This is a genomic window from Psychromonas algicola (assembly GCF_004378355.1).
GTDB lineage: Bacteria > Pseudomonadota > Gammaproteobacteria > Enterobacterales > Psychromonadaceae > Psychromonas.
This window is the reverse complement of record NZ_SNUB01000008.1, coordinates 59,656-72,144: the sequence shown is the minus strand read 5'-3', so window position 1 is coordinate 72,144 and position 12,489 is coordinate 59,656. Positions and strand designations below refer to the sequence as shown.

At 35.6% G+C, this 12,489-nt stretch carries 14 protein-coding genes; 10 read left to right on the top strand and 4 right to left on the bottom strand.

The window, feature by feature from the left end; genetic code table 11:
• Positions 1 to 16 precede the first annotated feature (16 nt).
• The gene (locus E2R67_RS06000) at positions 17 to 880 is read left to right on the top strand and encodes a tetratricopeptide repeat protein (RefSeq protein WP_134290021.1); all 864 of its coding nucleotides are present in this window, start codon (positions 17 to 19) and stop codon (positions 878 to 880) included.
• Between the two features lie 115 nt (positions 881 to 995).
• Complete coding sequence (locus E2R67_RS05995) at positions 996 to 1,793, top strand: class I SAM-dependent methyltransferase (protein ID WP_134290020.1); 798 nt, start codon at positions 996 to 998, stop codon at positions 1,791 to 1,793.
• Positions 1,794 to 1,841: 48 nt separating this feature from the next.
• Here the strand turns inward: E2R67_RS05995 and E2R67_RS05990 are convergent, their stop codons facing one another.
• The gene (locus E2R67_RS05990) at positions 1,842 to 2,144 is read right to left on the bottom strand and encodes a DUF1244 domain-containing protein (RefSeq protein ID WP_134290019.1); all 303 of its coding nucleotides are present in this window, start codon (positions 2,142 to 2,144) and stop codon (positions 1,842 to 1,844) included.
• 84 nt (positions 2,145 to 2,228) lie between these two features.
• Positions 2,229 to 2,666: a MerR family transcriptional regulator gene (locus tag E2R67_RS05985; RefSeq protein WP_208379474.1), complete on the bottom strand. Its 438-nt coding sequence runs from the start codon at positions 2,664 to 2,666 to the stop codon at positions 2,229 to 2,231.
• Between the two features lie 104 nt (positions 2,667 to 2,770).
• Between E2R67_RS05985 and E2R67_RS05980 the strand changes: the two genes are divergently transcribed.
• The 6 genes from E2R67_RS05980 to E2R67_RS05955 all read left to right on the top strand — a co-directional run bounded on the left by E2R67_RS05980 (position 2,771) and on the right by E2R67_RS05955 (position 8,372).
• On the top strand, positions 2,771 to 3,391 hold the full coding sequence (locus E2R67_RS05980) for a cation efflux transmembrane domain-containing protein (RefSeq protein ID WP_134290018.1): 621 nt from the start codon (positions 2,771 to 2,773) through the stop codon (positions 3,389 to 3,391).
• Between the two features lie 146 nt (positions 3,392 to 3,537).
• The gene (locus E2R67_RS05975; protein WP_134290017.1) at positions 3,538 to 4,203 is read left to right on the top strand and encodes a glutathione S-transferase; all 666 of its coding nucleotides are present in this window, start codon (positions 3,538 to 3,540) and stop codon (positions 4,201 to 4,203) included.
• 79 nt (positions 4,204 to 4,282) lie between these two features.
• Positions 4,283 to 4,810, top strand: coding sequence for a cytochrome b (locus E2R67_RS05970; RefSeq protein ID WP_134290016.1), 528 nt, complete (start codon positions 4,283 to 4,285; stop codon positions 4,808 to 4,810).
• A gap of 28 nt (positions 4,811 to 4,838) precedes the next feature.
• Entirely contained in the window at positions 4,839 to 5,402 is a 564-nt protein-coding gene (locus tag E2R67_RS05965; RefSeq protein ID WP_134290015.1) for a YceI family protein, read from the top strand.
• A gap of 232 nt (positions 5,403 to 5,634) precedes the next feature.
• Complete coding sequence (locus E2R67_RS05960) at positions 5,635 to 7,062, top strand: anti-phage deoxyguanosine triphosphatase (protein ID WP_134290014.1); 1,428 nt, start codon at positions 5,635 to 5,637, stop codon at positions 7,060 to 7,062.
• 203 nt (positions 7,063 to 7,265) lie between these two features.
• Positions 7,266 to 8,372, top strand: a complete 1,107-nt coding sequence (locus E2R67_RS05955; RefSeq protein WP_134290013.1) for an HD-GYP domain-containing protein — start codon at positions 7,266 to 7,268, stop codon at positions 8,370 to 8,372.
• 336 nt (positions 8,373 to 8,708) lie between these two features.
• Here E2R67_RS05955 and E2R67_RS05950 read toward each other — a convergent pair whose 3' ends face one another.
• Positions 8,709 to 8,894, bottom strand: a complete 186-nt coding sequence (locus tag E2R67_RS05950) for a hypothetical protein (RefSeq protein ID WP_134290012.1) — start codon at positions 8,892 to 8,894, stop codon at positions 8,709 to 8,711.
• Between the two features lie 338 nt (positions 8,895 to 9,232).
• On the opposite strand from E2R67_RS05950, the gene E2R67_RS05945 reads away from it, so the two are divergent.
• Together E2R67_RS05945 and E2R67_RS05940 are read left to right on the top strand one after the other, a co-directional pair.
• Positions 9,233 to 9,865: an SGNH/GDSL hydrolase family protein gene (locus E2R67_RS05945; protein ID WP_134290011.1), complete on the top strand. Its 633-nt coding sequence runs from the start codon at positions 9,233 to 9,235 to the stop codon at positions 9,863 to 9,865.
• Between the two features lie 73 nt (positions 9,866 to 9,938).
• Positions 9,939 to 10,247 carry a hypothetical protein gene (locus E2R67_RS05940; protein ID WP_134290010.1) on the top strand — a complete coding sequence of 103 codons (309 nt, stop codon included), beginning with the start codon at positions 9,939 to 9,941 and terminating at the stop codon, positions 10,245 to 10,247.
• A 282-nt stretch (positions 10,248 to 10,529) separates the two neighbouring features.
• On the opposite strand, the gene E2R67_RS05935 is transcribed toward E2R67_RS05940, so the two are convergent.
• A complete protein-coding gene (locus E2R67_RS05935; RefSeq protein WP_134290009.1) occupies positions 10,530 to 12,293 on the bottom strand; it encodes a methyl-accepting chemotaxis protein in 1,764 nt (587 codons plus the stop codon).
• Positions 12,294 to 12,489 lie beyond the last annotated feature (196 nt).

Below are 12,489 nucleotides of genomic sequence, written 5' to 3'. Positions count from 1 at the left end.
TAAGGAACATAAGATTATGTTTAAAACGGGACTCTTCATCGCATTATTTACACTTGTTTCTTCTTTAAGTTATGCTGCCTCAGAAGCATCTGCCAAGACGCAAGAAACCACTCCAAATGAAATATCCCAAAAACCTTTAATTGAACGTTATATTTTAGATGAATTGAAATCCACAAGACATGACTTACAGGATTTAGAACGTCGCTTAATTATTGAAATCACCGATAGAGAGCTAAGTGTGGCCGATAAATCATTAGGTTATGCAGAGCAAACCGTTAACTACTTCTTTTATATTATTGCGGGAGTCGCTTCGCTAGTCGCCTTATTTGGTTGGAAGTCATTACATGAAATACGTGTGAATACGACTAAAAAAGCCAATACGCAAATTAAACAAATTGCCGAATCATACGAGCAGAAATTTAAAACATTAGAAACAGACCTACGCCGTAAAACAAGACGAATTTCAGATAACCATATTGAAATTGAAAAGATCAATGAGATCCATAACTATTGGTTACGCGCCCAAAAGAGCCAAACACCAGAGCAAAAAATGGAAGCTTACGATGCCATTTTACAAATTCGTCCAGGTGATTTAGAAGCATTAACCTCTAAAGCCGATGCAGCAATGGAATTAAAAGAATTCCATTGGGCGTTAAGTATTTGTAATCGAGTATTAGACATGGACAACACCAATCAAGATGCATTTTATCAACGCGCTTGTGCTTACGCTTGTTTAGGTGTGGAGGACCAAGCAATCGACGATTTAGAAAAAGCGATTGATGGACGCTCTGCATTAAGAGAACTAGCAGCCGATGAAGCTGACTTTGAAAACTTACGCGGTAATGAAAGCTTTGATACTTTATTAACGAGCACAGACTAACCCAATGTTGATTCTATCTTCTATAAATACTAACAGATTGTTAATCTGAATTTCATATTGTCATTGCTATATGCATTAAATATACTGCGCGCGCATTTTAGAATAGGAAGACAAGATGATCATTGATAAAAGTTGGCGAGTATTAACGGTAGGTGATGGTGATCTATCATTTTCAGCTTCATTGTTAACACACCACCAGCCGATGAGTTTAACAGCAACCGTATTAGATTCCGAAGCAACGTTATTAGCCAAATATGCGCATAATGATTATCAAACATTGTTACAACAAAACTGTTCGGTTTTATGTGAGTTTGATGTCATGGATTCTAGATCATGGACAGCATTAGACAAACAAAGCTTTGACCTTGTTATTTTCCAGTTTCCTTTAATTCCCGCTTTTAAATCACATGAAGAATTTAAAGAAAAATGTAAAGAAGTTCATATCAACACTTTAAATCGTCAACTATTACGTACTTTTTTAATTCATTCTTTTAAACACTTTTTAGATCCTAAAGGTGCTCGCCTTTGCTACATCACTTCTAAAGATGTTAAGCCTTATAAAGAATGGAATATTGAAAATGCATTGAATATGAACACTGATATTGATTACTTAGGTTGGCATCATTTTAATATCGACGCATTTCCTGGATACAAGGTACGAAATGTCGATCGAGACAAACACGTCAAAGACACTAAAGGCATTACCTACGTATGGAGTGACAATCAACAACATCCATTACGAGAGCAATTAAATGAAGCGCTCTACCAAGGTGAAGAATATTGCCAGTTATGCGCCACTGGACCTTATAATAACCAGCAAGACAAACTCAAACACCAAAACACCAAAAAGCACCTGAATATGATTAACTATGAACAGATGTGGCAACTCTTACTCGACCGAGAAAATAGATAAAAGAAAAGCCATATTAAAGTGGTATTAATATGGCCTATTCAATTTAACTTATTTTTCTTTTTTATTTTGTAGCGATTCAAAAATAGCCATTTGCTCAGGTGTTGCTGGTAGTTGATGATTGGCTCTCCATTCACTATATGGCATGCCGTAAATATGTTCACGCGCTTGGTCATAATCCATTTCTATATTACGCTCTTCAGCTTCTGCAAGCATCCATTTAGATAAACAGTTACGACAAAATCCCGATACATTCATGAGTTCAATATTTTGCACGTCTTTGCGGCTGTCTAAATGTTTTAATAATCGACGAAAGGCAGCAGCTTCTAATTCGGTTTGTTGAGGTTTATCCATTTTTATTTCCATTTTATTTTTAGTTTAAACGCTTAATTCAATATACCTGTTATCAACATCACTTAATACTAATCCGGCTTAATGTTATTCGGCTTTAATCGTATTTAAGCTTTTTAAAATTTCGCAATCTGTCGAATCAGTGTTATCGCATGTGTTGATTATTTTTAATAATGTTTTTTCTAAGCTTTTTAATTCTTTAATTTTATTTCTTACGTCCACTAAATGCTCTTGTGCAATTTGATGAGCAAGATGCGGTGCATTAGGTTCACAATGATGTGCTTGATGTGGTTCATCGTATTTACAATCCTGTAAATGGATCAGCTGTTTAATTTCATCAAGACTAAAACCTAACGCCCTGCTATGACGGATAAAATGCAACCGTTGGCATTGTTGACTTGTATATTGGCGTTGATTGCCTTCGCTGCGATTTGCTTTATCAAGCAAGCCAATTTCTTCGTAATAACGAATAGTAGGTATTTTACATTGCGTTTCTTTACTCAGCTGGCCAATTGAATAAATCATTACTTACCTATTAATAATATATAAAGAAAAAACTTGAAGCTCTAGTCACTAGAGGTTTTATATTATAAGTATATTAAAGAATAACATGTTAATAGGAGTATTTCATGGCGGGATGTTGTAACAATAAAGCTGACTTTACGGGACTTAGCCCAGCGTATAAACGTATCTTGTTAATCGTTATCGCTATTAATGCCGTGATGTTTTTAGTTGAAATGTTTGCAGGTGTAAAAGCAAATTCACAAGCATTACAAGCAGATGCTTTAGACTTTTTAGGCGACACCTTAACTTACGGCATTAGTTTATGGGCTATCGGTAAATCTTTGCAATTAAGAAGCCGCGTCGCTTTATTAAAAGGATTTAGTTTACTGTTAATGGCAATTTGGATACTTTCTTCAACGTTATACAAGTTTTGGTTTATACAAACACCTGATGCCACCATGATGGGTAGTATTGCGATATTAGCGTTTATCGCCAACGTTATCAGTGTTTTATTATTAGTAAAATATAAAGACGGTGATGCCAATATTCGTTCAGTATGGTTATGTAGTCGTAATGATGCCATTGGTAACTTGGTTGTACTCATTGCTGCATCTGGGGTTTGGGTTACAGATAGCGGGTTACCAGACTTAATTGTCGCCGCATTTTTAGCAAGTTTATTCTTAAGCTCAGCTAAACAAATCATTCAACAAGCCAATGCTGAGCGAAAAAAAATTCATCACCATTAATTTATCAACCCTATTCGAGTCTTTGGCTCGAATAGGGTTACCATACTTACCTAACCGACTTTAGTTATCATTTTACAAAAATTTAACATGCACTTTATATATTAATTTGCCACAATCAAATCAGTCACTTGGTAAAGAGATTATTTATGTTGCCTATTCTATATTCATTCCGACGCTGTCCTTATGCTATGCGAGCTCGTTTAGCCATTGCGGTTAGCGGACAAAAAGTATTATTAAGAGAAATAGTCCTTAAGCATAAACCGGCTGAGTTATTAGCGATTTCCCCCAATAAAACCATTCCTGTTTTACAGCTTAATCCAAGTTTAAATAAAGATGATGCTCAACAAGATGTATTATCGGAGAGCTTAGAAATAATGGTCTGGGCGTTAACTAATAACGATCCAGAGAAATGGTTAACGGCACAATTACCCGATATGTTGGCACTCATTGATAGCAATGACTATGAGTTCAAACCTTGGTTAGATAAATATAAATATGCGGATAGATTTCCTGCTCATAGTGAAGCCTATTACCGAGAACAAGCCGATGATTTTTTAATGTTATTAGAAAATCGTCTAACCATTCAACCTTATTTATTTGCCAAGCGCCCTACCTTAGCTGATATGGCCATTTTTCCTTTTATTCGTCAATTTGCCAGTGTCGATAAAAATTGGTTTGAACAAAGTCATTATTTGCATGTCAAAAAATGGTTGGAAACCTTAATGGGTGATCCACTGTTTAAGTCTTGTATGCATAAATACCCTACATGGTTAGAGTCTGGTGAAGAAATACCATTCCCTGAATGCCTATGAATTATTAAGTTAATTAGATAAAAATAGTTTGAAATTAACGCTTTATTCGTTAATCAACCACATTATTAAGGTTTTAAACATGACAGAGTCAAAGATTGGATATAACAAAATAGCTAAATCATTACACTGGATCTCAGCAATCACCATTATTGGATTATTTGCAGCAGGTTTCTGGATGGTTGGGTTAGATTATTACAGTGAATGGTACACCACAGCGCCTCATTGGCATAAATCAGTGGGCATCATGCTTTTTATACTCTCTTTATTTCGCTTATTTTGGAAATTTATTTCGACTTCTCCCGGTCTAATAGGGAGTCAGTTTGAGAAAAAAGCAGCGGCAGCGGCGCACCATTTATTATATGTCCTGTTATTTACTCTGTTCATATCAGGTTACCTTATTTCTACCGCAGATGGACGCGGCATTGAAATATTTAACTGGTTTACCGTACCAGGCTTAGGGTCATTCATAGAAAATCAAGAAGATCTTGCTGGTTTGGTACACGAATATGTTGCTTATACATTGATTGGTTTAGCGTCTTTACATGCGCTTGCTGCTTTGAAGCATCATTTTATTAATAAAGATAATACGCTTAAAAAAATGCTTTAATTATTTTAGAGTCAACAAGGAAAATACCATGAAAAAAGTACTACTAGCTTCAACATTAGCAGCATCAATGGCTTTACCAATGGACGCAGTAGCGGCGGACTATAATGTTGATACAACGCACGCGTTTGTTAATTTTAAAGTAAGCCATTTAGGTTATAGCTTTATCCAAGGTCGTTTTAATAAATTTGATGGGCAATTTAGCTACGATGAAAATAACGTAGAAGCATCTACAGTTACTGTAAATGTTGATACAACCAGTTTAGATTCGAACCATGCTGAGCGTGATAAGCACCTTAAAGGCAGCAAATATATCAATGCAGACAAATATTCGACTGCAAAATTTGTAAGTACAAAAGTCACTAAAAAAGCAGATGGTGGTTTATCTGTTGCGGGTGATATGACATTTTACGGTGTGACTAAACCAATCGTTGTTGATGCTAACTTTATTGGTGGCGGTAAGGATCCATGGGGCGGTACGCGTGCAGGATTTGAAGGCACAACTCGTTTAGAACTTGCTGACTTTGGCATGAAAGTAAAAGGTCCTTCAAGCTACGTGGATCTTGATATCGTATTAGAAGGCATTAAAAAATAAGACTAATGAGTTAATTAATCAATTAGGCTAAACAGTTAAACTTGTACCATAGATACAAAACTCTGTTTAGCCTAATAATCACCACCTTTAGCTTATACAGTCTTTTATATTTAGTCATACATATCCAATTATCAATTGAATTACTTATCCCTCTATTTATAATCACATACTAGTGTTTTTAACACACTAAACACGCTACACTTTTCATTGTCTTAGTCAAAGAGGTGAATATATGAGTTCAGAAAGCACCAACGCAACAACAAATGTTCGTCATAAAACAGACAAAACATTCAAGCAAACTACATTACCTTTTGTTATTTCTGAAGCATGGTTAGAGCGTTTATCCGATGAACCTAATAAAAAAAGAAGACTAGACCAACGTAATCCTTTTCAGCGTGATAAAGCACGCGTATTGCATTCAGCAGCCTTTCGTCGTTTACAATCTAAGACTCAAATTCATAACAATGGCCTAAGCGACTTTTACCGTACACGCTTAACGCATTCCCTAGAAGTAGCACAAATAGGAACAGGCATTGTATCTAACTTAAAACATATCCAACCTGAGTTTTTACCTTTATTACCAGATAATTATCTGATTGAAACGATTTGCTTAAGCCATGATATCGGCCACCCTCCTTTTGGACATGGTGGCGAAACCGCATTAAATTATATGATGATTGATCACGGCGGATTCGAAGGCAACGGACAGACTTTTAGAATACTCACTCAACTTGAACAATATACTGAGCATAACGGCATGAACCTGACACGTCGTAGTTTATTGGGATTACTAAAGTATCCAATCTGTTTAAGTGAATTAAGTACGCCTTACCCTGAAGATAATAGCCGTAGCTTTCGTGAACTAAAAACTGAAGAGTGGATGCCAGCAAAAGGTATTTATGACCATGATAAAAGCTTATTAGACACAGTATTAGCACCTTTATGTAACAGTGATAAAGAATTATTTAAAAGCACTCGCACACCACTTAACAATTCGAAACAACATTTAAAATCTAAATATAAATCTTTAGATTGTTCAATCATGGAAATTGCCGATGATATTGCCTACGGTGTGCATGATCTTGAAGATGCGATTGCCATGGGTATTATCACCAAAAATTTATGGCAAGATAAAGTAGTCTCGCAATTATCAACCATTGAAGATTTTTGCTTACATGACCAATTACAAGAACTCACCGATAACCTTTTCTCATCGCGTCATTTCAAACGCAAAGATGCCATTGGTTCCTTAGTGAATGCATTAATTACTTCAATCACCATCCAACAAGTTAATAAGAATTTCGTTGAGCCATTACTAGCCTATAATGCCTATCTTGCACCAGCAATGTTTCAAGCATTAGACATTTTAAAAAACTTTGTTTTAAATTATGTGATTAAAAGTCCGGATCTACAAATACTAGAATACCGTGGCCAACAAATTGTAATGGAATTATTTGAAGCTTTTAGAGCCGGTCCAATGCGTTTTTTACCTGAAGGTGCTAAACAATTATGGAAAGCGCAAAATGGAGATACGTCACGTGAACAACGCGTGATTGCCGATTACATATCAAGCTTAACCGATAACCACGCATTACGTTTACATGCGAGTTTATTTAGTAGTAATCAAACCTCACCCATGATTGGCGAGCATGCGTTCTAATCGACTTAATAACAAATAAAAACAGCTGAATAGTGACCTATTCAGCTTGCTTAAAGCGAGTTATTATTTTTTAATATTGATAAGTATCAAAGACTATTTTGTATTTTAAAGTAAATTTTATTCTTTTTATACAATCACTTATAATCTTATCAGTTTCATTAATTACACCTATTTAGTTAATAAATAAAAATTGGATATCCACAATGACAATAACAACTTGCCCAGCATTCAGCGATTTAGACCAAGAAATTATCAAGGACTTCTCAGAGTGCCTACGTGAGAACATTGACGCGATTGAAAACTGTATTAATTTGCTAGATACAGAGAATGATCCTGAACTTATTCATCGTTTATTTCGCGACATGCACTCATTCAAAGGCAACTGTCGCATGGTGGAATTAGATCCCGTCGCTAAACCGATTCATGCACTCGAAGAGCTTGTATCTGAAATGCGCCAAGGAACAAGAAAATATGACAGCCTTTATGGCGATTTTTTCATGTCAGTTATTTTACGTATCGAGGCAATGATCCAAGCGCTTTCTAGCACCGGAGAAGTAACAGGTGAACCGCAAGTACATATGTTACAAGTCATTAATGATGTTCTAGCCTGTGAACCGGGGCAAGATAATGAAGCCGTGAACCAAGCGTTAAATTCACTCGTTGGCGCATCCAAAGTCGCAAAGGAAACCATTCGAACTCAGGGTAAAGATCTTAAAGTCCAAGAGGCTCCACAAGGTCACTTAAGTGACTTAGCTTACTTCAAAACGCTATCGCTACAATTGGATGAATTAGGTATTTATAAAACTGGCCGTACAGAAGCATTATTAGATCTCTCCTTAAGAACCAATAAGGAACTCGGCGAACCAGTTTGTTCGACACAGCTTACCGCAGCAGTTTACATTCATGATATCGGTATGGCATTTGTACCGCACCAGATCCTTGAAAAACCAAGTAAGCTCACACAAGAAGAATTTAAAATCATCCAAAACCACATTAAAGTGGGTACGCAAATGCTTGAAAGAATTCCAGGCTGGGAAGTTGCCGCAGAAATAGTGAAGCAGCACCATGAAAAATACAATGGCAGTGGTTACCCACAAGGTTTAAGCGGAGAAGAAATTAATCCAGGAGCGATGATCCTGGCACTTGCGGATACTTTTTATGCAGTCACACATGAACGCGCAGACCGCAGCTTTAAAAAGTCACTATTTAGTGCAACGTCTATGATCAATGGAGAAACAGGTCGATTATTCAACCCTAGTTTTATAGAAGCTTTTAACAATACAATTCGAAATCGATACTTAAAACGTTAAAGTAAAATATAAACTAAGCTTGCTTTATATTTTGCAACAATGCAGAAAAGAGCAAGCCCATAAAAGATCTAACTGTCTTCGCTAAGTGTGTCTTAGGGTATTCACTTATAAGCTTTAGCACCATCATTGACTTATTCAATAACTCATTGAAACTGCTAAAAGCGATATATGAATATCCTGTCACTTCACCTACTAAATATCATTTATTGCACTCAATAAGTGCAATATCTATCAATAAGTGCTTCAAAGATGGGCTTTAATGCTTTATTAAGGAGCATCATAAAAACCAGTATATAAACACAACCATCTAATTTTTCGAATACCAAATAGCGTTTATTAATTATAACCTTTAATGAATTCTTCCGTGACGATCTCTGCGACATGAGTCTCATATGCAGGTTCAACGCGATGTTGAGAGATGTTTTTGTCTAGATGTGTTTCCTTGAGCTGGAAAGCAATATGGTTAGTACAATCATTTAATAGAGATGTTTTGGCAGTAGTTATTTTGGTTTTTTTATCCATAATTTGATACTCCTATATAAGAATGATTCTTTTAATATAATTTAAACACAGTCTCAAATATGAAAGCACTTTGTATGCCAAATTAAACAATAATGGTTAATAACGCCCCAATTTAAAATGGTAACTGATAGTAAATGCTAAATGATGGGTATTTAACATAGCTGATTGATATATCTAAATTTAGCAGTTGAGAGTTCGCCTCCTATTGATTTGGAGATTCTTTGGTTTCAATTCATCAACTAAAAAGCATATTATCAGTTACTTTATCACATTGTTTTATTGCAAGTTATTGGATATTCTAAAATGACTTAATTAGCTTTATGGAAGGATATTGAACAATGAAAACTATTCTGTGCTTTGGTGACTCCAACACTTGGGGGTACTCCCCTTCTTTAGAGCGTCGTTATAATGAATCTGAGCGGTGGACGATGTTGTTACAGTCACAATTGCCTGATGGATATCGAATTATTGAAGAAGGCTTAAATAGCCGTACAACCGTATTTGAAGACCCATTTGAAGTAGGTAAAAAAGGGTTAGATTATTTACTCCCTTGTTTAGGAAGCCATCATCCAGACTTAGTGATCATTATGCTGGGCACCAACGATTTAAAATCGAGATATCATGTCACCGCTAGCGATATTTCCAAAGGTGCAGCACGCTTGGTTGACGTTGTTAAAAACTTCAATCCAGGCTTTATGAAAAAGACGCCAGAGGTGTTATTAATTTCTCCAGCACATGTATTGGAACTGGATAATGGTAAGGAAGGATGGAATGGCGCTCAAGCTAAATCCGAACAGTTTGCTCAGTATTATGAGTTACGTGCAAAGGAATTAGGCTGTCACTTTTTAGATGCCGCTAACATTGTCAAACCTTGTCCAAAAGAAGGAATACATTGGCAGCAAGAAGAGCATGTTAAATTGGCTGATAAATTGAGCGAATTGATTCCTAGGATTTTGCCATTGGACGAATAAAATTAGATATTCAATGGAAGATTTAACATTGCCACATGAGTTTTGAGCGCATACACACAAAAGAGATTGGAAAGTGCTGTCTTTAGTGGTGGATTTAGGAGAAGCTAGCTTTTCTCAAAGCGGTTTCTTATATTTTAATGATGATGGTGAACCATTTACAGCTATCTCAAGACAACGACGTAGATTATCAAACCTATGCAAGGAACTTAAAGATTTAATGTGGTGTGAATTCTCTATAAAAGTTACTCAAATGCTGATACAGCTCGAACGAGATACTACTAAAATAAATATAGAGTTTGATAATAGTGCGAATGGTAAATGGACTATTACTCCATCTAATATTGATGACATAAAAAATCAAATCAGACCAAATTTTCAATAAATGCACTCTTAAAAATGTTCTTACCTATGGTAACTACAACTTCTCAGTTCTATTTAACTAGAAATTACATCTCCAGCTAGAAAATTAGCTCTTCTACTCTAGTCACGTCACTTTGATATTTAATATCAAAGAGACTTAATGGCGCAGTATGAACTGGTTTGTTAAAAAACATGCACCTAAAACACGACCTAATATGAGAATAAATTGTGGCTCAATAGAGCCACAATTTATTGCAATTTAATATGATGCTAGGTAAAAATAAGCATGAATCAAAGATAGCTGTTAAATTACCTCCGATACCTTAGCCTCAATAGACTCCTTATTTGCTTTGATTTTTTCATCCATTTCTATCTTACTTTCCATTTTCGACTGATCACATCTTAATGAGAAATGCTCAATTTGCTCTTTTAGTGCCATCGATAATGTCGCCAACTCTTCAGAGGTAACTGACACTCTCGCTGATGACGCCACTGTGACCTCTGTTAAATCATGAATTTTTATCGTATTTTCAGAAAGATCTTTAGAAGTACAAGATTGTTCCTCGGCGGCTGTCGCTATTTGCTGATTCATATCGTTAACATGCTCCATTGATGATTGAATTTCTTCAACTCTTTTACTTGATTCAATGGCTGTGGTTCTGCTGGATTCTCCAAAGGCTGAACATTCTTGCATAGAGCGAACAGCTTCACTAGTACCTTGGATAAATTTACCGATCATCCCTTCAATTTCTACTGTAGAACTTTGAGTTCGCTGTGCTAAGTTTCTCACTTCATCTGCTACAACGGCAAAACCTCGTCCTTGTTCTCCGGCACGTGCAGCTTCAATCGCAGCATTTAAAGCTAATAAATTGGTTTGGTCAGCAATACTTTTAATGACGTCGAGCACTGAACTAATATTCGAACTATGCTCTTCTAATTCGGCGATATTTTCACTAGTTTGCTTAAGGCTTTCAGTAAGGTTTGATATAGATTGCATTGACTCTAATGTACTTTCTTTGCTCTCTAATGCTTTTTCTGTCACGCTTTTCGTTGCACTCTGAGTATCACTTGTATTCTTAGCAACTTCCTCAGAAGTCGCTTCCATTTCAGTAATCGCTGCAGAGACCAATTCGATTTGTTCTGATTGTTCATTGATTGTTTCAGAAACTTCAACACTAATTGAAGCAAGATCTGAACTAGCAGCTAACATTTCGGTAGCACTATCTTCAACTGAGACTAAAATAACACGTAGTTTTTCGGCCATATCATCGACGCCAAACTCAAGGCCAAATTTAGACAATACTGGAGTACATAAATCACCTTCAGATATTAATCTAATATTTTCTTTCAGCTCTTTTAAATCTTTATTCAGATTACGCACTATATACGCGGTAATTAAAAAGATAATAAGTATAAACGCAATAACTATCGTAATACCTAAGATCAATAAACCTTCTTCTTCAACTTTAAGTGAATGAACGGCCTCTTCAGTGAGTAATTCAACTTCTTCTAATATTTCCGTTATACTTTTGGCAACTAGCACCCCTTCATCGTGAACACTTTCCGATTCTTTTTCTGCTTTATCAAAGTCGCTTTGAACTAACATTGCAAACACTTTATCAGAATGTGCGACCCAGCTTTTATGCCCTTCACGAAGCTCTACAACTTTATGCTCGATAGTTTCTAGCCCAGTTTTATCTGTATTTTCATCTAAATTATGTAAAGCATGAAGTAATAATTCATCGGCTTCCGCCAACTCTTTACTTACTTTATCCGATAAAGAATTGAATTTTTTTATAGCTTCTTCATAGTGTTTATCAGCACTTTTAATAGTCCCCATCTGTAATGCAAAACGAAATGCACGCTCAAATTCAATTTCTTGTTCAAGTATATGCTCTGTCGCTATCGTAACTATTTTAGTTATTGGGATATATTCACTTTCGATTTGCCCTATGTGTGCGCCCATTTGATTAACTTTAACATTGGATATCAATCCATATGCTAATTGTAAAACGATCATAATTAATGAATAAAGCATGATCAATTTGGTTATTGGTATCTTTTTCATCTTAAGTCCTTAAATGATGAGGGAAAATTTAAAGTAAAATTAAATCTATTTCTATATGAAATTAGCCTAGTACATTTTTTATAATTGGCAGAAAAATAAAGAAAAATATCTAAAAAGTGTTAATTACAACAACTTGATAACATGAATTATCAAGCACTTAGCTAAAATATTGCAATATGCAATTAAGGAATAAAGG

Coding starts and splice junctions, on each gene's coding strand:
- E2R67_RS06000 (WP_134290021.1), top strand. CDS start 17: ATGTTTAAAACGGGACTCTTCATCGCATTATTTACACTTGTTTCTTCT.
- E2R67_RS05995 (WP_134290020.1), top strand. CDS start 996: ATGATCATTGATAAAAGTTGGCGAGTATTAACGGTAGGTGATGGTGAT.
- E2R67_RS05990 (WP_134290019.1), bottom strand. CDS start 2,144: ATGGATAAACCTCAACAAACCGAATTAGAAGCTGCTGCCTTTCGTCGA.
- E2R67_RS05985 (WP_208379474.1), bottom strand. CDS start 2,666: ATGATTTATTCAATTGGCCAGCTGAGTAAAGAAACGCAATGTAAAATA.
- E2R67_RS05980 (WP_134290018.1), top strand. CDS start 2,771: ATGGCGGGATGTTGTAACAATAAAGCTGACTTTACGGGACTTAGCCCA.
- E2R67_RS05975 (WP_134290017.1), top strand. CDS start 3,538: ATGTTGCCTATTCTATATTCATTCCGACGCTGTCCTTATGCTATGCGA.
- E2R67_RS05970 (WP_134290016.1), top strand. CDS start 4,283: ATGACAGAGTCAAAGATTGGATATAACAAAATAGCTAAATCATTACAC.
- E2R67_RS05965 (WP_134290015.1), top strand. CDS start 4,839: ATGAAAAAAGTACTACTAGCTTCAACATTAGCAGCATCAATGGCTTTA.
- E2R67_RS05960 (WP_134290014.1), top strand. CDS start 5,635: ATGAGTTCAGAAAGCACCAACGCAACAACAAATGTTCGTCATAAAACA.
- E2R67_RS05955 (WP_134290013.1), top strand. CDS start 7,266: ATGACAATAACAACTTGCCCAGCATTCAGCGATTTAGACCAAGAAATT.
- E2R67_RS05950 (WP_134290012.1), bottom strand. CDS start 8,894: ATGGATAAAAAAACCAAAATAACTACTGCCAAAACATCTCTATTAAAT.
- E2R67_RS05945 (WP_134290011.1), top strand. CDS start 9,233: ATGAAAACTATTCTGTGCTTTGGTGACTCCAACACTTGGGGGTACTCC.
- E2R67_RS05935 (WP_134290009.1), bottom strand. CDS start 12,293: ATGAAAAAGATACCAATAACCAAATTGATCATGCTTTATTCATTAATT.